This window comes from Streptomyces cyaneofuscatus (genome assembly GCF_033109485.1).
Taxonomy (GTDB): Bacteria; Actinomycetota; Actinomycetes; order Streptomycetales; family Streptomycetaceae; genus Streptomyces; species Streptomyces cyaneofuscatus.
On sequence record NZ_CP137002.1, the window covers coordinates 2,592,471 to 2,612,671 of the forward strand.

The window sequence follows — 20,201 nt, forward strand, 5'->3', positions numbered from 1 at the left end:
GAGCGTGTTCGCTGCGGGCGTTGCCGGTCGGGCCGTGAGGCGTGGTCCCACCGGGCTAATGTGGCTGCGTACGGCGCGGTTCGCCGCGCAGGGACTGACCGTCGGAGGGACATAGCCGTGGAGGTCAAGATCGGGGTGCAGCACACGCCCCGCGAGATCGTTCTGGAGAGCGGGCTTTCCGCCGAGGACGTCGAGAGCGCGGTCGCCGCCGCACTGGGCGGCAAGGCGGAGCTGCTGAGCCTCACGGACGACAAGGGCCGCAAGGTCCTGGTGCCGGCCGACCGGATCGCGTACGTGGAGATCGGTGAGCCGACCACACGGCGTGTGGGGTTCGGCGCGCTGTAGTCCTCGGACGCGGTGAGCACGGGAGCGGCCCGGCGGGATCTTCCCGCCGGGCCGCTCCCGTATGCCGTGCGGCGCGAAGCCGTACCCGTAAGAGTTTCCCCAGCTCGGCGGAGGGTTGTGCGGCGTGGGCCGGGGGTAGTACCGCCTACGACCGATTTGCCCGCCCCGCACACCCCCGCGAGGTGACTTAGTGATCTGGGAATCCTTCGGCGCCACCGTGCTCGGACTCGCCCTGTCCTGGGCGGCGGTCCGCTCACTGCCCGACCGCCTCCCCTCCGCCCGTGCTGTTTATCTCACCGGCACGCTGGGAGCACTGTTCGGAGCGTTCCTCACGCATTCCGCGCTCGGCCCCGGCCACGGCGTGGCCACCCTGGTCGGCGCCGTCTCCGTCGGGGCGGTGACGCTGTCCCTGCTGATCCGCCCGCGCGGCCGCCGCCTCACGAGGTCGGCGGCGGCCCAGTAGCCCGGTGGCCCGCGGTCCCGCGGTGTTACGCGGCCAGCCCCAGCGCGGCCATGCGCTTGGTGTGGGCCTCGGTGATCCGGGAGAACATCCGGCCCACCTCCGCCAGGTCGAAGCCGTCCGCGACGCCGCCCACCAGCATCGTCGAGAGCGCGTCGCGGTCGGCGACCACCCGCTGGGCCTGCGACAGCGCCTCGCCCATCAGCCGGCGGGCCCAGAGCGCGAGCCGCCCGCCGAGCCGGGGGTCGGCCTCGATCGCGGCGCGCACCTTCTCCACGGCGAAGTTCCCGTGGCCCGTGTCGTCGAGCACGGCGAGGACCAGGGAGCGGGTGTCGGTGTCGAGCCGGGCCGCGACCTCCCGGTAGAAGTCACTGGCGATCGAGTCGCCGACGTACGCCTTGACCAGGCCTTCCAGCCAGTCGGACGGCGCCGTCTGGCGGTGGAAGTCGTCGAGCGCCTTGGCGAACGGCTCCATCGCGGCGGTCGGGTCCTCGTCGATCGTGGCGAGCCGGTCGGACAGCTGCTCGAAGTGGTGGAACTCGGCGGAGGCCATCTTCGCCAGGGCCGCCTTGTCCCCGAGGGTCGGCGCGAGTTTCGCGTCCTCGGCGAGGCGCTCGAAGGCCGCCAGCTCGCCGTAGGCGAGGGCGCCCAGCAGGTCCACGACGGCGGCACGGTACTGCGGCTCCGCGGAGGCGGTGGCCCAGTCCTGGGCGGCGACCGTGGTCGCTCCGGGCGCTTCTTCGGGGTGGTCAGTGGCGTTGTCAGGCGTCTCCATGAACCGCACAATAGCCCGCCCGACGAGGGGCGGAAGGGTCCGGTGAGGAGGGGACATCACACCGTTCCGATGAATTCGTCCAACACACATGCGCGAATCCGGGGTACAGTGGTATTGCGCTTACTGAGCATTTTCCTGTGCCAGGGGCGCGTCCTTTGAATGAGGATGCCCGGTCGGTGGCCCGATCGGCTCCGACCTGACAGCCCTCCACGCGGTGCGTACGACACGTACGACTGCAGATGAGGGGCCCCCTCAGCGGCACGAGCGCTCGAGCGACGGCAGTGGTCCCGCGCCACCCGGCCCATCCACGGCCGGATGACCAACCCCGGCACGGTACGACCCCCAGCGTTCGCCTCGGACCGCGCTTCACAGAAGAGGCAGCACCCTGACTACGTTCCGCGACCTCGGCATTTTTCCCGAGACGGCCGAAGCCCTTGAGGCGGTCGGCATCATGTCCCCCTTCCCCATCCAGGAGCTGACGCTCCCCGTAGCGCTCTCCGGCTCCGACGTCATCGGCCAGGCCAAGACCGGCACCGGCAAGACGCTCGGCTTCGGACTCCCCCTCCTGGAGCGCGTCACCGTCCCCGCCGACGTCGAGGCGGGGCGCGCCAAGCCCGAGCAGCTGACCGACGCGCCGCAGGCGCTCGTCGTCGTCCCCACCCGTGAGCTCTGCCAGCAGGTCACCAACGACCTCCTGACCGCCGGCAAGGTCCGTAACGTCCGCGTTCTCGCGATCTACGGCGGCCGGGCGTACGAGCCCCAGGTCGAGGCCCTCAAGAAGGGCGTCGACGTGATCGTCGGCACCCCGGGCCGACTGCTGGACCTGGCGGGCCAGCGCAAGCTCGACCTCTCCCACATCCGCGGGCTCGTCCTCGACGAGGCCGACGAGATGCTGGACCTGGGCTTCCTGCCCGACGTCGAGCGCATCATCACGATGCTGCCGCCCAAGCGCCAGACGATGCTGTTCTCGGCCACCATGCCCGGTGCCGTCATCAGCCTCGCCCGCCGCTACATGTCGCAGCCGACCCACATCAACGCCACCTCGCCCGACGACGAGGGCACGACCGTGAAGAACACGGTCCAGCACGTCTACCGCGCGCACAACATGGACAAGCCGGAGATGCTCGCCCGCATCCTCCAGGCCGAGGGCCGCGGGCTCGCGATGATCTTCTGCCGGACCAAGCGGACGGCCGCCGACATCGCCGAGCAGCTGGAGAAGCGCGGCTTCGCCTCCGGCGCGGTCCACGGCGACCTCGGCCAGGGCGCCCGCGAGCAGGCGCTGCGCGCCTTCCGCAACGGCAAGGTCGACGTCCTCGTCTGCACCGATGTCGCCGCGCGCGGTATCGACGTCGAGGGTGTGACCCACGTCGTCAACTACCAGTCGCCGGAGGACGAGAAGACCTACCTCCACCGCATCGGCCGCACCGGCCGCGCGGGCGCCAAGGGCATCGCGATCACGCTGGTCGACTGGGACGACATCCCGCGCTGGCAGCTGATCAACAAGGCGCTGGACCTGAAGTTCCCGGACCCCCCGGAGACGTACTCCACCTCGCCGCACCTCTTCGAGGAGCTCGGTATCCCGGCGGGCACCAAGGGTGTGCTGCCGCGTGGCGAGCGGACCCGTGCCGGTCTGCGCGCGGAGGAGGTCGAGGACCTCGGCGAGACCGGCGGCCGCGGCCGCAAGTCCGCCGCCCCCGCGCCGGCCCGTGAGGAGCGCGAGCCCCGTACCCGTACGCCGCGTCAGCGCCGCCGCACCCGTGGCGGGGCCTCGGAGGAGGGCGGCGCCGCGACGGTGCCCGCACCCGCCAAGGAGGCCACGCCGGTCACGCCGGCCGGTGACGAGGCCCCCGAGGGTCCCCGTACGCCGCGCCGCCGTCGCCGTACCCGGGTCAGCGCCGCCGACGCCGTGACCGAGACGGCCGCTGTGGCGGTCGCCGAGGCTCCGGCCGCTGTGGCCGCCGCCCCGGTGGCTGCCGTCGCCGAGACCGTGGCCGTCGTCGAGGCCGAGCCGGTCGTCGAGGCCGTCGCGGAGACCAAGCCGCGCCGTCGTCGCAGCCGCGCCGCCGCGAAGCCGGTGGCCGAGGCCGTGGCGCCGGTTCCGGCCGCCGCCGAGCCGGTCGAGGCCGGGTTCCAGACCGTGGCCGTGGCCGCGGGCATCGCGGAGCCGGTCGCCGAGCCGGTCGCGACCAGGCCGCGCCGCCGCGCCCGCATCGTGAAGCCCGCCGACGAGGTGGACTTCCAGATCGCCCCGGCGTCCGAGCCGGAGCCGCAGTCGAAGACCCGCCGCCCGGCCCGCGCCACGAGCCGGCCGAAGGCGGGGTCGAAGCCCAAGGCCGAGACCAAGCCGAAGACGGTGACCCGGCCCAAGGCCGACGCCGGTACGGCTGCCGAGTCGACGCCCAAGGCCGAGTCGAAGCCGAAGAGGGCGTCGAGGGCGAAGGCCGCGGCCCCCGCCGAGGCCGTCGCGCCGGAGGCTCCGGTCGCCGCCGTGGAGGCCGAGGCCAAGCCGCGCCGCCGCCGGGCGACCCGCAGCGTCACCTCGACCGCGACCCAGGAGGCCGCCGTGGTCTCCGAGGCCGAGGCCGTGGTGAGCGAGGCTGCCGCCGAGGCGAAGCCCCGCCGCCGCCGTGCCACCCGCGCCGCGGGTGCGGCCACGGTGACGTCCGACAGCTGACGGTCCCGCGAGACCCATCGGGCCCCGGCCCCCGCACCTGCGGGGGCCGGGGCCTTCTCGCTGCCCGGTGATGCCCCGGTCCCGTCCCGGCGATAGCCTCGGGCCCATGAGCCGCCCGCCCACCTTCACGCCGCCCGCCTGCGCCACCTCCCGGGTCCTGCGCACCGCGCGCGGCGACTTCGCCGTCCTGGACGCCGTACCGGCGAACGCTCCCGCACGCGCCACCGCCCTCCTGCTGCCCGGGTACACCGGCAGCAAGGAGGACTTCATCGCACTGCTCGAACCGCTGTGCGCGGCCGGGTACCGGGTGGTCGCCGTCGACGGCCGCGGACAGTACGAGTCCGAGGGGACGGACCGTCAGGAGGCTTACGCACAAGGGGAGTTGGCCCGCGATGTGCTCGCCCAGGCGGCGGCCCTGACCGGTGGTGAGGGCACGCTGCACCTGCTCGGGCACTCGCTCGGCGGCCAGATCGCCCGCGCCGCCGTCCTGCTCGACGCCGCCCCGTTCCGCTCGCTGACGCTGATGTCCTCCGGCCCCGCCGAGGTCGTCCCCGCCCAGCAGGAGAAGGTGAAGATGCTGAGCGACGCGCTCTCCGTGCTCACCATGGACGAGGTGTGGGAGGCGATGCGGGCCCTGGACCCGCCGCAGGACGCGGACACCGGCGACGGCGAGGACATGCGCCGCCGCTGGCTGCGCCACCACCCGGCGCAGCTGATCGCCACCGGCGCCCAGCTCTCCGCCGAACCGGACCGGGTGGACGAGCTGGCCGCCCTCGGGCTGCCCGTCCACGTCCTGTCCGGCGAGCGCGACGACGTATGGCCGGTGGAGCAGTTCGACGCGATGGCCCGGCGGCTCGGCGCCCACCGCACCACGATCGCCGGGGCCGAGCACTCCCCCAACACCGCCCGCCCGCACGAGACGGCCGAGGCGCTCGCCGCGTTCTGGGACACCGTCACCCTTTAGGCATCAGTACTGCGACTGAAGGTGCTGCCAGAACCCGTCGCGCAGCGCCCGGCGCAGGTGCGCGTGGCCGCGCAGCGAGTGCTGGAGCAGGCGTTCGGCCTCCACGAGCAGGTCCTGGTCGACGGAGCCCGGCAGATAGGGGTGGCCGGGCAGCAGGTCGGCGAGGGATTCGCGGCCGCGGGCGGCGAGCCAGGCGGCGGCGATCTGGGCGCCGACGAAGCGGACGTCCTCCCGGGAGGGGGCCGGGGTGTCGTCCTCGTACGTGGTGACCGGGCGCCGGGTGACGTACGGGCGGCAGAAGTCCAGGTCGAAGGTGCGCTGGCTGTCGACCTCCCAGAGCAGCGGTTCGGCCTGGTTGCGGCCCTCGCCGGCCTCGATGCCCCAGAGGTGGACGCGCGCGCCGTAGCCCTGGGCCGCCTCGACCGCCGAGACCAGGTCCTCGTCGCCGCCGATGAGGGCCGCGTCGCTGATGGCGCGGTGCCGGGCGAGCGATTCGAGGTCGGTGCGGATGAGGGAGTCGACGCCCTTCTGCTGGTTGTTGGCGTTGAGGTTGCCGAGCCGCACCTTGACGTCGGGGAGTTCGGCGATGGCCTGCTGCTCGGTGGTGTGGATGCGGCGTCTGGCTCCGTCGTACCAGTACACGCGCAGCAGCCGGCTGTCCGCGAAGATCGTGCGGGCCTTGTCGATGAAGGCCTCGATCAGCCCTTCGGCGTCGAGGTCGAACGAGCGGCGGTCCTCGGTGCCGGTGACGAGCAGCCCGGCCGCGGCGTAAACATAGCCCGCGTCCACGAAGATCGCGTGCGTGGAAGGGGTCTTGGAGACCTCCCCGAGCACGCGCTGGAGCAGCTCGTTGGTGCGGTCCAGACGCTCAACGATATCCGCCGGGTACTTAGACATCCAAAAAATTTCCTTAGCGTAGGGAATGTTTGTACCAGGCAAGCCGTTGTCACATGCAAGGAACCGACGAGACGAAGGGAAGCCCTGTGCGCTTCGAGATCATGCGACTCGACGACGTCGACGGTACCGCCGTGGACAGCACCGTCGTGGACGCCGCCTCCGTCAACCGGATCGTGCGGCAGGCCGCGGCCATCGGCCAGCGGATCTACATCCGGCCGGCCGAGAACGCGGCTTCGTAACACGCCACGCACCACCGAAGGCAAGCCGCCCCCGCACGGAAGGACCGTGCGGGGGCGCTGTGGTGTCCGGAGGGCACCCGTGCGGCGCTCAGGAGGTCTGGATGACCTGGGTGACGCCGTTGATGATCTGCTGTACGGCGATGGCCGAGAGCATCATTCCGGCGAGCCGGGTCACCAGGACCACCCCGCCGTCCTTGATGATCCGGATGATCACCAGCGAATAGCGCATCGCCAGCCAGAGCACCACGTGCATGGCCGCGATCGCCGACCACACCGAGAGCTGGCCGCCGAAGCCGTCGGCGTGCTGCACGGCCAGGATGACCGAGACGATCGCGCCGGGACCGGCCAGCAGCGGCATGCCCAGCGGTACGAGCGCCACGTTGACGTCCTTGGTCTGGGTCGGCTCGTCGGTCTTGCCGGTCAGCAGGTCCAGCGCGATGAGCAGCAGCAGGAGACCGCCCGCGATCATCAGGGCGGGTACGGAGACATGCAGGTAGTCGAGGATCTGCTGGCCGAGCAGACCGAAGACGGCGATCACGCCGAAGGCGACCGCGACGGCCTGGAGCGCCATCCTGCGCTGCACCTTGGCAGGGCGGCCCGCGGTGAGGGCCAGGAAGATCGGGGTGATCCCGGGCGGGTCCATAATCACAAAAAGGGTAAGAAAAAGGGATCCGAAGACAGCGACGTCGAACACAGTGAGCCTTGCGAGAGATGAGCGGGCGGTACGGGGGCGCGCGGGCCCGGTCGGGCTGCCGTCGGCGCACGACGGCAGGGGTGAGGGGCGCGCGAGGAGTGGGACGTGGTGCGGCGGAGAGCGTGGGGCCTACAGGCGGCCGGTTCCGCCCGCGCCCGGCACCGGGAAGGCTCCCGTGGCGCGCCGGGTGATCTCGCCGTAGATCTCGGGGTCGGTGGTGTACTCGCCGAGCCCGACGGTTTTTCGGCTGCCGTGGTAGTCGCTGGAGCCGGTGGGCAGGAGCCCCAGCTCCCGGGCGAGACCGCGCAGCCGGGCCCTGGTCGGCTCGTCGTGGTCCATGTGGTCGACCTCGATGCCGTCCAGCCCCGCGGCGGCGAGCGCGGCGATCGTGGTCTCGGGGACCGTCGCACCGCGCTTCGAGGCCCCCGGGTGGGCGAAGACGGTGACGCCGCCCGCCGCCTTGACGAGCCGGACCGCCTCGAAGGGGTCGAACTCGTGCTTCGCGGCGAAGGCCCGGCCGCCGTTGCCCAGCCAGTCGGGCGTGAAGGCGTCGGAGACCGTGTCCACGACGCCCAGCTCGACGAGGGCGGCGGCGACGTGCGGGCGGCCGACCGAGCCGTCCCCGGCGATCCGGGCGACCTGCTCCCAGGTGATGGGGACGTCGAGGGCGCGGAGCTTGCGGACCATCTCCTGGGCGCGCGGCACCCGGTCGTCGCGGACGAGCTCGCGCTCGCGCTCCAGGTCGGGATCGGCGGGGTCGAAGAGGTACGCCAGCATGTGCATGCTCACGCCGTCGACGCGGCAGGAGAGCTCGGCGCCGGTGACGAGGGTGAGCCCTTCGGGCAGCGCGTCGATGGCCTGCTTGTGGCCGCCGACGGTGTCGTGGTCGGTGAGCGCGACGATGTCCAGGCCCGCAGCGGCGGCGTTGGCGACCAGCTCGGCGGGGGTGTCCGTACCGTCCGATGCGGTGGAGTGGGTGTGCAGGTCGATGCGCACGACGGCTGACTCCAGGGCTCGCGGGCGGACGGGGGACCGCTCAAGGATAACCGCCGCACACCAGGCCCCCGGCCGGGATCGCCCCCGCTCCGGCGTGATCTAGCGCTCGCCCGTCGCCTGCCGGGGCGGCGCATCCGGGGCGGCCAGCAGGCGCGGAGTCAGGGCCCCGCACGGGACGAGGTCCACCTCTCCCCCGGCGTCGCGCAGGTCGGTCAAAACCAGCTCGTCGTACATCAGCAGCCCCGACTGCTCGGGCCACAGGATCGCCCACAGCCACAGGCCGCGCGCCTCGCCCGCGAAGACGGCCCGGTCCTCCGGGGCGTTGCGGACGTGCCAGAGCGGGGTGGGGCGGCCGGCGGCGTGGACCTTGGCGTCGGGGGCGGAGTCGACGTTCAGGTGGGGGCCGGGGTCGAGGCCGTCGATCCCGGCGTACCGGGCGCCGAGTCCGACGCCGAGCTCCTCGGCGACGAGCAGCAGCTCGCCCATGCCGCCCAGCGGTCCGGGGCCCGAGCAGGCGACGACGGTCGCGCGGCCGCCGCTGCGGTCGTCACCCGCGCCGGCCACCCCGGTGAACAGCCAGCCCACGGGGAGCGGCCAGGGCATCCAGACCGGCACCTGCGAGCGGTGCACCACGACGCCGAGCGCCTCGACGCTCGGCGGAACGACCGGCTGCATCGGGTGCACCTGGCCGTGCACGGAGCACTGCCAGGCGTCGGCGAAGAGACCGGGCGCCCTGACCCGGCCACCGCACTTCGGGCAACTGGGTTCGCCCCTCATAGAGCCCAACGGTCCTCCCCGCCGGTCGCCGCGTCAAGGACGATCACCCGTCCGCAGCGTGGCTGCCGCCGGGGAGGAGCGGGGAAAAATAGATGTAGCTTGCATTTATTAGGTCGTCTAACTTATTCTGTGTATGACACACCGACTTATAGGAGAGAAGGAGTCAGCCCATGCCAGGACCTACACCAGGAGAGGACCCGTTCGACGAAGGGGCCACGGCCACCAGCATCCTGCGCCAGCCGAAGGCCGTCTGGGCCACGGCGGGCGCCTCGGTGGTCGCCTTCATGGGGATCGGCCTGGTGGACCCGATCCTGCCGTCCATCGCCCAGGGCCTGGACGCCACAACCGGTCAGGTGTCGCTGCTCTTCACCTCGTACTTCCTGATCACCGCCGTCGCCATGCTCGTCACCGGCTTCGTCTCCAGCCGCATCGGCGGCCGTAAGACCCTGCTCGCCGGCCTCGCGCTCGTCGTCGTCTTCGCCGCGCTCTCCGGCACCTCGTCCTCCGTCGCCGAACTCGTCGGCTTCCGGGCGGGCTGGGGCCTGGGCAACGCCCTCTTCGTCTCCACCGCGCTCGCGGTGATCGTCGGAGCGGCGGCGGGCGGCAGCTCCGCCGCGATCCTGCTGTACGAGTCGGCCCTCGGCCTCGGCATGGCGTGCGGGCCGCTGCTCGGCGCCCTGCTCGGGAACGCCAGCTGGCGCTACCCGTTCTTCGGCACGGCGGCGCTGATGGCGATCGGCTTCCTCTGCATCGCCGCGTTCCTCAAGGAGCAGCCGAAGCCCGCCCGCAAGACCTCACTGCTCGACCCGGTGAAGGCGCTGGGCCACGGCGGACTGGCCTCGGTGGCGGCCTCGGCCTTCTTCTACAACTACGCGTTCTTCACGATCCTGGCGTTCACGCCGTTCGTGCTGGACATGACCCCGTACAGGTCCGGCGCGGTCTTCTTCGCCTGGGGCCTGCTGCTCGCGGTCTTCTCCGTGCTGGTCGCCCCGCGCCTCCAGCGCCGCTTCGGCTCGCTCAAGGTGCTCGGGGCCTCGCTCGTCCTGCTCGCCGTCGACCTGCTGGTCCTCGGGTACGGCGACCACACCACGGCCGTCGTCGCCACGATCGTCTCCGGTGCCCTCATCGGCATGAACAACACCGTCTACACCGAGCTGGCCCTCGGCGTCTCGGACGCGCCGCGCCCGGTGGCGAGCGCCGGATACAACTTCGTCCGCTGGTTCGCCGCGGCGGCCGCCCCTTTCCTCGCCCCGAAGATCGAGGAGTGGACCGACGTCCACATCCCGTTCGTGGTGGCCGCGTTCGCCGCCCTCGTCGGAGCGGCCGTGGTGGGCGTACGGCGTACGGCGCTGACCCACGAGGCCGAGGAGCTGGAGCCGGTCCACGCCCTGGAGGACAGCGTGAGCGTCTTCGCCGACCGGTGAGTAGAGCGGGTGTCTCAGTCCAGCGGTACGGACGTGCGCAGCGGGTCGCGCAGGTCCGTACCGTGCGTGAGCCAGCGCTCCTGGAGCTCCTGCGCCCCGCGCACCCGCTTCCAGGCGGCCTCGTTGGGGGTCATCGGCAGCAGCGGCAGGAAGCGGACCGGGTCCATCGGCTCGTCCAGCTCCAGGTCCTCCACCAGCCCCCCGGACTCCGCCACCAGCACCGAGGTGAACGGCGCGCCGGGCCACAGCGGGTCGCCCAGGTCCAGCGAGGCCCCCGGTGCCACGATGAGCCCCTCGACCTGCGGGGAGGCGGCCAGTACGGCGAGGGGGCGCAGCACCTGGTCGGTGTCGGCGAGCCCCACCCGTACCGAGAGGACCAGCTCGGCGCGGGGGCCCTTCACCGGGTCGGCGAGCGGCGAGGTGGGGTCGGCCATCGGCTGCCCGGACATGCCGAGCGTGGCGTAGCGCACCACATCGCCGTCGAGGAAGCGGAGCACCTCGATACGGTCCGTACCGAGGAACGTCACATCGGCGCGGGCGTCCGGTTCCCCGAGGGCCGAGCGGAGCCGGGCTTCGACCAGAGCGAGAATTTCTGCCATCCGGCGAGCATAGAGTGCGCGTGGAATGGGCAAAGTAGGGGATTCACTCGGGACGGCTGATAGCCTGGCCGCCGGTCGGGACAGCACGCAGAAGCGTCGCTCTCTTCGTCCCGACGACACGTCGTCCCCCACGGGGGACCGGCCGGAGGAGGTGGGGACTGCTATGGATCCAAGTCGACCGTGCAGTACCGATCACTCTTCCGCGCACCATTGTTCCTCTTGAGCTTCCCGCTGAACTGACGCCTCGTCGGCCACCCCCGGTGGCCCCCTGACGGTCGTCCGTCCCCGGAAGAGCACCAGGAATCCGCGGAAGAGTCTCCCGTTCTCCGCCTGTCTGCTGCGAACACCCTTTTGCCTGTCTGTTGCGAACGCCGTCATCGCGCCCGCGCGGTGGAGCCCGCTTTGCGGACGTGAGCGCACGTCCCCATTCCGGGCTGTTCCACGCCCTCGCCGACGGCCCTCCGTGAATGGAGCCAGCCATGTCGATGATCCGTGACCTGCGCGCTGCCGTGCGCCCCTCCCTGCGTCCCTCCCTCCGTAAGAACAGCGCCCCCCACAACGCGTACGACACCACCCGCGACCCGTCCGCCTCCAGCGCCGTCGTCGACTGCGCGGTCTACCGCGACGGCAGCCGCCTGGAGGGGGCCGCGACCCCGACCCCGCACGAGGCGATGCTGGAGGTCCGCGAGAAGGGCGGCTTCGCCTGGATCGGCCTGCACGAGCCGACGGAGGAGGAATTCGCGGGCATCGCCCGGGAGTTCGGGCTCCACCCGCTCGCCGTGGAGGACGCCGTCCACGCCCACCAGCGGCCGAAGCTGGAGCGGTACGACGACACGCTGTTCACCGTCTTCAAGACCATCCACTACGTGGAGCACGCCGAGCTGACCGCGACCAGCGAGGTCGTGGAGACCGGCGAGGTGATGTGCTTCACCGGCCGGGACTTCGTCATCACCGTCCGGCACGGCGGCCAGGGCTCGCTGCGCGCCCTGCGCCACCGCCTCCAGGACGACCCCGAGCTGCTCGCCAAGGGCCCGTCCGCCGTCCTGCACGCCATCGCCGACCATGTCGTCGACGGCTACATCGCGGTGGCGGAGGCGGTGCAGGACGACATCGACGAGGTGGAGATCGATGTCTTCTCCACCCCGGCCAAGGGCGGCCGGCGCGGTTCGGACGCGGGGCGGATCTACCAGCTCAAGCGTGAGGTGCTGGAGTTCAAGCGGGCCGTCTCGCCGCTGCTGCGCCCGATGCAGCTGCTCAGCGAGCGGCCGATGCGGCTGATCGACCCGGACATCCAGAAGTACTTCCGGGACGTCGCCGACCACCTCGCCCGGGTCCAGGAGGAGGTCATCGGCTTCGACGAGCTGCTGAACTCGATCCTCCAGGCCAATCTGGCGCAGGCGACCGTCACCCAGAACGAGGACATGCGCAAGATCACCTCCTGGGCGGCGATCATCGCCGTCCCCACGATGATCTGCGGGGTCTACGGCATGAACTTCGACTACATGCCGGAGCTGGAGTGGAAGTACGGCTATCCGCTGGTGCTCGGCCTCATCGGTGCGGTCTGTTTCTCCATCCACCGCATCCTGAAGCGCAACGGCTGGCTGTGAGCGGCGGCGGCCGGTCTAAGCTCCCGCCCATGACTGATGCTGCCGCCGCCCTGCTGGAGAAGGCCCTCGTCGAGGAGGCCACGAAGAAGTCCGGCCTCATCTGGGTCCGGGCCGCCGGGCCCGCCCGCGCGGTGTGGCACGTCTGGCACGAGGGCGCGGCCCACCTCGTCGGGGACGGCCTGGGTGAGCAGCCGCTGCCCGAGGGCCTGACCGACGGCGGGAGCGCCGAGGTCACCGTACGCAGCAAGGACAAGGGCGGCCGGCTGGTCGCCTGGACGGCGGCGGTACGGGTGCTGGCGCCGCACTCCCAGGAGTGGGAGGCGGCCGTCGCCGAGCTGAAGGGCAAGCGGCTGAACGCGCCGGACGCCGAGGTGATGACGGAGCGGTGGGCGCGGGAGTGCGCGGTGGTGCGCCTGACGCCGGAGGCGGTCAGCACACAGCTGCCGGACACCTCGCTGGCCGCCGCCCCGCTGCCGACCGGGGCGACCACGCGGCAGCCCGTACCGGCCGGGCTGCCCCGGCTGCTGCTGAAGCGGCGGCGCAAGGGCTGAGAGCGGGTCCCCGGAGGTCAGCCGGAGGACTTCGGGAGCTTGCCGCCGTAGTCGACGGTGTCGTCGTCCTGCGGGGCCTCCAGCGCGACCGCGCGCCCCCAGTCGGCGAGGGTGACGGTGCCCCCGCCGCCGCCGCGGGCCACCCGCACCGGGTACGGCTTGCCCTCCAGGGAGACGTCGAGCGCCCCGCCCTCGCCCTTGCCGCCCAGGAGCTGGATGGTGCGGTGTCCGGTGACGGTGTCCCGGGCCCCCTTGTTGAGGGTGCCGTGCAGCGTCAGCAGGCCGTCGAGGAGGACCTTCTTGTCGGTGAAGCCGCGCAGCTGGCGGTAGCTGGGGTCGTCCTGGGGGACCTTCACGTACTTGCCGCCGAGCTTCTCGGCGGCCTCCTGGTCGGAGCGGCCCGCCTTGCCGTCCTCCTCGTGGCTCCAGAAGTCGGCGTCGGCCTTGATGAAGAGCGCGTCCTCGATCCGCAGGAGCACGAAGCTGCGCTTCGCGGAGGAGACCGACCCCGTGCCGCCCTTGTCGCTGAGCTTCATGTTCAGCATGTAGGTGCCGCCCTTGCTGACCAGGGTGCCCGCCAGCCGTACGCCGTCGGCGCTGTCGGCCGCCGCTCTGGCCTTCGTGTCGATCTGCTCGGCCGAGAGTTTGCCGATCCCGTTGGTCCCCTTGTCCGGGTCCTCGCCCGCGCAGGCGGTGAGGGCCGCGACGAGCCCGCCGCAGAGCACGACGGCGAGCGCGGTCCGGCGGTGATTCCGGACGGCCGGGGCAAAAGAGGTCACGGGTGTACTGCCTCTCAACTGCGATCGGGGGGCAGAGCGCAGCGTACCCGGGCTCCACGCGCCGTCCGGCAGCCAGCCGTACGGACGGGTCCGCCGGGGCGCGCCAGCACGGCAGGAGCTAGCCTGATCATGGCGTACGGCTGTTCAGAGAGGGAGGCGGAGCATGGCGGCAGGGGCCCCCAGGGTCTTCGTCTCGCACCTGTCCGGGGTGCCCGTGTTCGACCCGAACGGGGACCAGGTCGGCCGGGTCCGTGACCTGGTGGCGATGTTGCGGGTCGGCGGACGGCCGCCACGCATCCTGGGCCTGGTCGTCGAGGTGGTCAGCCGGCGGCGGATCTTCCTGCCGATGACCCGGGTGACCGGTGTCGAGTCCGGCCAGGTCATCACGACCGGCGTGGTCAACATGCGCCGCTTCGAACAGCGGCCCACCGAACGGCTCGTCCTCGGCGAGTTCCTCGACCGGCGCGTGCGGCTGGTGGAGAGCGACGAGGAGGTCACCGTCCTGGACGTGGCGATCCAGCAGCTGCCCGCCCGCCGGGACTGGGAGATCGACAAGTACTTCGTCCGCAAGGGGCGCGGCGGTGCGCTGCGCCGCAAGGGCGAGACGCTGACGGTGGAGTGGTCGGCGGTCAGCGGCTTCTCGCTTGAGGAGCACGGGCAGGGCGCCGAGAACCTGGTCGCCACCTTCGAACGGCTCCGCCCCGCCGACGTCGCCAACGCCCTGCACCACCTCTCCCCCAAGCGCCGCGTCGAGGTGGCCGCCGCACTGGACGACGACCGGCTGGCCGACGTCCTGGAGGAGCTGCCCGAGGACGACCAGGTGGAGATCCTCGGCAAGCTCAAGGAGGAGCGGGCCGCCGACGTCCTGGAGGCGATGGACCCGGACGACGCGGCCGACCTGCTCTCGGAGCTGCCCGAGGAGGACAAGGAGCGGCTGCTGACCCTGATGCGGCCGGACGACGCCGCCGACGTACGGCGTCTGATGTCGTACGAGGAGCGGACGGCGGGCGGTCTGATGACCACCGAGCCGATCGTGCTGCGGCCGGACGCCACGGTGGCCGACGCGCTCGCCCGGGTCCGTCAGCAGGACCTGTCCCCGGCGCTCGCCGCCCAGGTGTACGTGTGCCGCTCGCCCGACGAGACGCCGACCGGGAAGTACCTGGGCACCGTGCACTTCCAGCGGCTGCTGCGCGATCCGCCGTTCACGCTGGTCAGCTCCATCGTCGACAGCGACCTGGTGCCGTTGCCCCCGGACACCCCGCTGCCGACCGTGACCAGCTATCTGGCCGCGTACAACCTGGTCTCCGCACCCGTGGTGGACGAGAGCGGGTCCCTGCTCGGCGCGGTGACCGTGGACGACGTCCTGGACCACCTGCTGCCCGACGACTGGCGCGAGACCGACTTCCACGGCGAGGAGGGAATCCTGCATGGCCGAACGTGAGGACCGGTCCAAGGCCTCCTCCTCGGGCTCCTCAGGGCTGATGCGCCCGCCGCGCACGCGGCTCGACCAGCCGAAGGCACCGGGGCTGAAGCTGCTGCCGGAGTACGACCCCGAGGCGTTCGGCCGGTTCTCCGAGCGGATCGCGCGGTTCCTGGGGACCGGACGGTTCATCGTCTGGATGACGCTGATCATCATCGTCTGGGTGGCTTGGAACGTCTGGGCGCCCAAGGAGCTGCGCTGGGACGAGTACCCGTTCATCTTCCTGACCCTGATGCTCTCGCTCCAGGCCTCGTACGCGGCCCCGCTGATCCTGCTGGCCCAGAACCGGCAGGACGACCGCGACCGGGTCACCCATGAGCAGGACCGCAAGCAGAACGAGCGGTCCATCGCCGACACCGAGTACCTCAGCCGGGAGATCGCGGCGCTGCGGATGGGCCTCGGCGAGGTCGCCACCCGCGACTGGATCCGCTCGGAACTCCAGGACATGGTGAGAGACATGGAGGACCGCCGGATCGTGCGCACGTCCGAGAGTGACGAAGGCGACCGCTGACGGGCTACCCGCCCGTAGGGCCCGGCGCCGTAACATCGTCTGTATGGCTACGGAAGACGCGGTGCTTGAGGCACTGGCGACAGTGAACGACCCGGAGATCCACCGCCCGATCACCGAGCTGGGCATGGTGAAATCGGTCGAGATCGATCCTGACGGTGTAGTCGCTGTCACGGTGTATCTCACGGTCTCCGGCTGCCCGATGCGGGACACGATCACCAGGAACGTGACGGAGGCCGTCTCCCGCGTGGAGGGCGTCTCCCGCGTGGAGGTCACCCTCGACGTCATGAGCGACGAGCAGCGCAAGGAGCTGGCGAGCTCGCTGCGCGGCGGCACCGCGGAACGCGAGGTGCCGTTCGCCAAGCCCGGCTCGCTGACCCGGGTGTACGCGGTCGCCTCCGGAAAGGGCGGCGTCGGCAAGTCCTCGGTGACGGTGAACCTCGCGGCGGCCATGGCGGCCGACGGCCTGAAGGTGGGCGTCGTGGACGCGGACATCTACGGGCACAGCGTGCCCCGGATGCTCGGCGCGGACGGCAAGCCCACCCAGGTCGAGAACATGATCATGCCGCCGTCCGCACACGGCGTGAAGGTCATCTCCATCGGCATGTTCACCCCGGGCAACGCGCCCGTGGTGTGGCGCGGACCGATGCTGCACCGAGCACTCCAGCAGTTCCTCGCCGACGTGTTCTGGGGCGACCTGGACGTCCTGCTCCTGGACCTGCCGCCGGGCACCGGTGACATCGCGATCTCCGTGGCGCAGCTCGTGCCGAACGCGGAGATCCTGGTCGTCACGACCCCGCAGCAGGCGGCGGCCGAGGTGGCGGAGCGGGCCGGTTCCATCGCCGTGCAGACCCACCAGAAGATCGTCGGCGTCGTGGAGAACATGTCGGGCATGCCGTGCCCGCACTGCGACGAGATGGTCGACGTCTTCGGCTCGGGCGGCGGCGCCCGGGTCGCCGAGGGCCTGACCCGGACGGTCGGCGCCGAGGTGCCGGTGCTGGGCTCGATCCCGATCGACGTACGGCTGCGCGAGGGCGGCGACGAGGGCAAGCCGGTGGTCCTGTCGGACCCGGACTCCCCGGCCGGCAAGGCGCTGCGCTCCATCGCGGAGAAGCTGGGCGGCCGCCAGCGCGGCCTGTCGGGCATGTCGCTGGGGATCACCCCGCGCAACAAGTTCTGATCTCTTCGTCCTCAGGCGCCGGACGGGCTGGTTCCGCCAGCCCGTCCGGCCACCCAGGGCTCACTCGTACGTCGTGATGTCCTTGATCACCGCGAACCCCAGCCCGTACGCGCTCATCCCCCGCCCGTACGCCCCGATGTGCACGCCCTCGTGCGCGGACCCGGCCAGCACCCAGCCGAACTCGGACTCCCGGTAGTGGAACTCCACCGGGACCCCGTCCACCGGCAGGGAGAGCGTCGACCAGGGCGCGGAGCCGAGGTCGTCGGCGAGGGTGAACGCCGTCTCGGTCTGCTGGTCGAGCCAGTCGTCGCGCAGGGTGTGGTCCATCTGCGGCGGCCACGTGTAGGCCAGCAGGCCCGAGCCGGCCAGCCAGGCGGCCGAGGAGACCGTGGTGGCGTCCAGCACCCCCGTACCGTCTCCGCTGCGTCTGACGGGGCTGGCGGCGACCGTGATGACGGCCGCGAACCGTTCCTTCTCGGCGGCGGAACCGTCCGTCTTCACCGAGGGCTCGTCACCGTGTCCGGTGGAGCCGTGCTGCACGGTGCCGTCCGCCGCCGTGCCGACCTGCATCAGCCAGCGCGGTCCTGTGAAGGCCTCGTCCAGCCCGTACCAGGGGAAAGAGGCTTCCAGGTAGCCGTCGACGGTACGCCGCCGGGCCGCCGGCACCTCCTCCGCCGTGACCGTGCCAGGGGCACCGTCCGTATCCACCCGACTCGTCGTCTCCATCTGAGCGGCCGCCTCCTCGATCAGTCCTGATCCGGAGCGGCCCGCCCCCCGCGGGCGTGGGCGTCCTCGCAACCGGACAGATGGAGAATAGCCATACCGTCCGGACGAGTCGGGATTGACCTGGCGTCAGGTGGCGTCGGCGTCGAACGGCGGACGCTCGGGCTGCGCCTGCTGCGGGGTCTTCTTCAGCAGGTCAGGGGTGGTGTCGCCGGTCTTGGTGAGGCTGGGCGAGGTGGTGGTGGACGGCGCGCCCGCCGACCCGTTCGCCGCACTGTCGGCGGAATCGGGCGCCGGCGTGCGCCCGTTGACCGCGTCGGTGACGTCGGAGAGCTCCTTGCGCAGATCGAAGCTCTCGCGGATCTCCTTCAGCCCCAGGTCGTCGTTGCCGTCCATCAGCTGCTTGCGGACGAACGTCTTGGGGTTGAGGTCCTCGAACTCGAAGTCCTTGAACTGCGGGCCGAGCTCCGTACGGATGTCTTCCTTGGCGCTGTCCGAGAACTCACGGATCTTGCGGATGGTGCGCGTGACGTCCTGGATGAGCTTGGGCAGCTTGTCGGGGCCGAAGACCAGCACGGCCAGCACCCCGAGCGTCAGCAGCTCCAGTGCGCCTATGTCATTGAACACCTAGCTGCTCCTCGTGTTCTCCGCCTGATCCCGACTGGTCCCGGACCGATCCCGGCTTCTCCGCCCGGCCCGGCCAGGTGGGACGGGTGCGCGGACCCGTCAACGGTACCTGGCCGACCTGTCCGGGCGGTACCTTGCCGTGTCGCTCACGTGCCGCTCGCCGAGCCGTTCGTTCACGTGCCGCTCGTTCATGTGCCGCTCGCCGAGCCGAGCGTCAACGTGACGGACCGCTCCTCGCCACCTCGGGTCAGCCGCAGCTCCAGCCGGTCGCCGGGACGGTGGGCGCGGATCTTCACGATCAGCTCCTCCCCACTGTGCACGCGCTGGCCCTGGACCTCGGTGATCACGTCGCCGGACCTGATGCCCGCCTTGGCGGCCGGGCCGCCCTTGGTGACCGCGGGGCCGTCCTCGGGGCCCTTCTCGCCGACCTTGGCGCCGTCGCCGGTGAACTTCATGTCCAGCGTGACGCCGATCACCGGGTGGGTGGCCTTGCCGGTGTTGATCAGCTCCTCGGCGACGCGCTTGCCCTGGTTGATCGGTATCGCGAAGCCGAGGCCGATGGAGCCGGACTGGCCGCCGCGCTCGGTGCCCTTGCCGCTGTCGGCGGCGCGGATGGCGCTGTTGATGCCGATGACATGGGCCTGGGTGTCGACGAGCGGGCCGCCGGAGTTGCCGGGGTTGATCGGGGCGTCGGTCTGGAGGGCGTCGACATAGCTGATGTCGCTGCCGTCGCCCTTCTCGCCGCCCGCGGTGATCGGGCGCTGCTTGGCGCTGATGATGCCGGAGGTGACCGTGTTGGACAGGTCGAAGGGGGCGCCGATGGCCACCACCGGGTCGCCCACCCGGACGTTGTCGGAGTTGCCCAGCGGCAGGGGCTTGAGGCCCGAGACGCCCTTGACCCGGACGACGGCGAGGTCGTAACCACTGTCCTTGCCGACGAGTTCGGCGGCGGCCGTCTCACCGCTGCTGAACGTCACGGTGATGTCGCCGCTGGATCCGGCCGGGGCGACGACGTGGTTGTTGGTCAGGATGTGGCCCCGGGCGTCGAGGACGAAGCCGGTGCCGGTGCCGGACTCGGCGGTGCCGCTGACGTGCAGGGTGACCACGCTGGGCAGGGCGCTGGCGGCGATGCCCGCGACGCTCTCGGGGGCCCGGTCGCCGTTGTCGTGGCTCGCCTGGGGCAGCTCGACGGTGGTCAGACCGCCGGTGCGCTCGACGTACGCGCCGACGCCGCCGCCGATGCCGCTGGCGACCAGGGCCAGCAGCAGCATTCCGGCGAAGGCGCCGCCGCGTCGGTTCTTCCGGCTCCCCGGCTCGGTGCCGGCCGGCGGTCCCACCTGGGTCAGCGGCTGCCCCGGCGCGCCCCAGGGGTCGTACTGGAGCCACTGCGAGGACGAGGAGGGTACGGGGGTGACCTGCGGGTGCACCGGGGACGGCTGCGGCGGCAGAGGTGCGGCCTGCGGGGGTACGGCCTGCGGGGGTACGGGGGTGCCGTGGGCCGGGGTCGGGCGCTGGACCGGCGGCGCGGGCGCCCACGGTCCGGGACCGCCGTACGGCGGGGTGCTGTACACATCGGGCTCGTGCAGCGGCGGCCCGGCCGGGCGGGACGGGACCGGCTCCTGCGGCTCCTGGCCGGTCAGGGGCGCGGGGCTCTCAGTGGGCGCGGCTCCACCGGTCGGGGCCGGGCTGTCGGGCCGCACCGAGGGGGCGTCGCCCTCGCCGCCGCCCCGGCTCTCCGGCTCGTCGCGGCCGGGCCGCCCCGTCGCGGGGCGGCTCCACCACTTCGCCTGCCTACCGTCGTCCATGCTCTCCCCGCCACTGGCCTCTGCACGCCCCACCGGGGGCGTCCCTCCCCGGATTCAACCAGGTTTGCGAATCCCCGCGCAGGGGTCCCGTCGTGGT

The 20,201-nt window shown here is 71.8% G+C and carries 21 protein-coding genes; 11 read left to right on the plus strand and 10 right to left on the minus strand.

What is annotated here, in order from left to right; genetic code table 11:
• Positions 1-117 precede the first annotated feature (117 nt).
• Positions 118-345 (plus strand): DUF3107 domain-containing protein, encoded by a 228-nt coding sequence (locus tag R2B67_RS10840; protein WP_010061602.1) that lies wholly within the window; start codon positions 118-120, stop codon positions 343-345.
• Between the two features lie 190 nt (positions 346-535).
• Positions 536-808 carry a hypothetical protein gene (locus tag R2B67_RS10845; protein WP_317817537.1) on the plus strand — a complete coding sequence of 91 codons (273 nt, stop codon included), beginning with the start codon at positions 536-538 and terminating at the stop codon, positions 806-808.
• 25 nt (positions 809-833) lie between these two features.
• On the opposite strand, the gene R2B67_RS10850 is transcribed toward R2B67_RS10845, so the two are convergent.
• A complete protein-coding gene (locus tag R2B67_RS10850; RefSeq protein ID WP_317817538.1) occupies positions 834-1,580 on the minus strand; it encodes a ferritin-like fold-containing protein in 747 nt (248 codons plus the stop codon).
• 451 nt (positions 1,581-2,031) lie between these two features.
• On the opposite strand from R2B67_RS10850, the gene R2B67_RS10855 reads away from it, so the two are divergent.
• A complete protein-coding gene (locus R2B67_RS10855) occupies positions 2,032-4,254 on the plus strand; it encodes a DEAD/DEAH box helicase (RefSeq protein WP_317817539.1) in 2,223 nt (740 codons plus the stop codon).
• Between the two features lie 106 nt (positions 4,255-4,360).
• Complete coding sequence (locus R2B67_RS10860) at positions 4,361-5,218, plus strand: alpha/beta fold hydrolase (RefSeq protein ID WP_317817540.1); 858 nt, start codon at positions 4,361-4,363, stop codon at positions 5,216-5,218.
• Positions 5,219-5,221: 3 nt separating this feature from the next.
• On the opposite strand, the gene R2B67_RS10865 is transcribed toward R2B67_RS10860, so the two are convergent.
• Entirely contained in the window at positions 5,222-6,115 is an 894-nt protein-coding gene (locus R2B67_RS10865) for an NYN domain-containing protein (protein WP_018510131.1), read from the minus strand.
• Positions 6,116-6,201: 86 nt separating this feature from the next.
• On the opposite strand from R2B67_RS10865, the gene R2B67_RS10870 reads away from it, so the two are divergent.
• Positions 6,202-6,354: a DUF8834 family protein gene (locus tag R2B67_RS10870; protein WP_317817542.1), complete on the plus strand. Its 153-nt coding sequence runs from the start codon at positions 6,202-6,204 to the stop codon at positions 6,352-6,354.
• An 88-nt stretch (positions 6,355-6,442) separates the two neighbouring features.
• Here the strand turns inward: R2B67_RS10870 and R2B67_RS10875 are convergent, their stop codons facing one another.
• From R2B67_RS10875 to R2B67_RS10885, 3 genes are all read right to left on the minus strand, one after another.
• The gene (locus R2B67_RS10875) at positions 6,443-7,048 is read right to left on the minus strand and encodes a MarC family protein (RefSeq protein WP_026241124.1); all 606 of its coding nucleotides are present in this window, start codon (positions 7,046-7,048) and stop codon (positions 6,443-6,445) included.
• A 129-nt stretch (positions 7,049-7,177) separates the two neighbouring features.
• A complete protein-coding gene (locus tag R2B67_RS10880; RefSeq protein ID WP_317817543.1) occupies positions 7,178-8,044 on the minus strand; it encodes a PHP domain-containing protein in 867 nt (288 codons plus the stop codon).
• A 99-nt stretch (positions 8,045-8,143) separates the two neighbouring features.
• Positions 8,144-8,821, minus strand: a complete 678-nt coding sequence (locus R2B67_RS10885) for a DUF6758 family protein (protein WP_030561109.1) — start codon at positions 8,819-8,821, stop codon at positions 8,144-8,146.
• A 170-nt stretch (positions 8,822-8,991) separates the two neighbouring features.
• On the opposite strand from R2B67_RS10885, the gene R2B67_RS10890 reads away from it, so the two are divergent.
• Complete coding sequence (locus R2B67_RS10890; RefSeq protein WP_317817545.1) at positions 8,992-10,245, plus strand: MFS transporter; 1,254 nt, start codon at positions 8,992-8,994, stop codon at positions 10,243-10,245.
• Positions 10,246-10,259: 14 nt separating this feature from the next.
• On the opposite strand, the gene R2B67_RS10895 is transcribed toward R2B67_RS10890, so the two are convergent.
• Positions 10,260-10,844, minus strand: coding sequence for a suppressor of fused domain protein (locus R2B67_RS10895; protein ID WP_030561113.1), 585 nt, complete (start codon positions 10,842-10,844; stop codon positions 10,260-10,262).
• Between the two features lie 479 nt (positions 10,845-11,323).
• On the opposite strand from R2B67_RS10895, the gene R2B67_RS10900 reads away from it, so the two are divergent.
• Together R2B67_RS10900 and R2B67_RS10905 are read left to right on the plus strand one after the other, a co-directional pair.
• Positions 11,324-12,451, plus strand: coding sequence for a magnesium and cobalt transport protein CorA (locus tag R2B67_RS10900; RefSeq protein WP_018510138.1), 1,128 nt, complete (start codon positions 11,324-11,326; stop codon positions 12,449-12,451).
• Positions 12,452-12,480: 29 nt separating this feature from the next.
• Positions 12,481-13,002: a hypothetical protein gene (locus tag R2B67_RS10905; RefSeq protein WP_317817546.1), complete on the plus strand. Its 522-nt coding sequence runs from the start codon at positions 12,481-12,483 to the stop codon at positions 13,000-13,002.
• Positions 13,003-13,019: 17 nt separating this feature from the next.
• Here the strand turns inward: R2B67_RS10905 and R2B67_RS10910 are convergent, their stop codons facing one another.
• The gene (locus R2B67_RS10910) at positions 13,020-13,781 is read right to left on the minus strand and encodes a hypothetical protein (RefSeq protein WP_026241127.1); all 762 of its coding nucleotides are present in this window, start codon (positions 13,779-13,781) and stop codon (positions 13,020-13,022) included.
• A 163-nt stretch (positions 13,782-13,944) separates the two neighbouring features.
• On the opposite strand from R2B67_RS10910, the gene R2B67_RS10915 reads away from it, so the two are divergent.
• The 3 genes from R2B67_RS10915 to R2B67_RS10925 are packed head-to-tail and all read left to right on the plus strand — an operon-like array spanning position 13,945 to position 16,949.
• A complete protein-coding gene (locus R2B67_RS10915) occupies positions 13,945-15,222 on the plus strand; it encodes a magnesium transporter MgtE N-terminal domain-containing protein (RefSeq protein WP_317817548.1) in 1,278 nt (425 codons plus the stop codon).
• Positions 15,209-15,772 carry a DUF1003 domain-containing protein gene (locus R2B67_RS10920; RefSeq protein ID WP_018510142.1) on the plus strand — a complete coding sequence of 188 codons (564 nt, stop codon included), beginning with the start codon at positions 15,209-15,211 and terminating at the stop codon, positions 15,770-15,772. The genes R2B67_RS10915 and R2B67_RS10920 overlap by 14 nt, the downstream gene beginning before the upstream one ends.
• A gap of 43 nt (positions 15,773-15,815) precedes the next feature.
• Positions 15,816-16,949, plus strand: coding sequence for an Mrp/NBP35 family ATP-binding protein (locus R2B67_RS10925; RefSeq protein ID WP_078533073.1), 1,134 nt, complete (start codon positions 15,816-15,818; stop codon positions 16,947-16,949).
• 60 nt (positions 16,950-17,009) lie between these two features.
• Here R2B67_RS10925 and R2B67_RS10930 read toward each other — a convergent pair whose 3' ends face one another.
• The 3 genes from R2B67_RS10930 to R2B67_RS10940 form a co-directional block, all read right to left on the minus strand.
• Positions 17,010-17,675: a hypothetical protein gene (locus R2B67_RS10930; RefSeq protein WP_030561127.1), complete on the minus strand. Its 666-nt coding sequence runs from the start codon at positions 17,673-17,675 to the stop codon at positions 17,010-17,012.
• A gap of 126 nt (positions 17,676-17,801) precedes the next feature.
• Positions 17,802-18,299, minus strand: coding sequence for a sec-independent translocase (locus R2B67_RS10935; RefSeq protein ID WP_317817549.1), 498 nt, complete (start codon positions 18,297-18,299; stop codon positions 17,802-17,804).
• Positions 18,300-18,487: 188 nt separating this feature from the next.
• Positions 18,488-20,104 (minus strand): S1C family serine protease, encoded by a 1,617-nt coding sequence (locus tag R2B67_RS10940; protein WP_317817551.1) that lies wholly within the window; start codon positions 20,102-20,104, stop codon positions 18,488-18,490.
• Between the last annotated feature and the right edge of the window lie 97 nt (positions 20,105-20,201).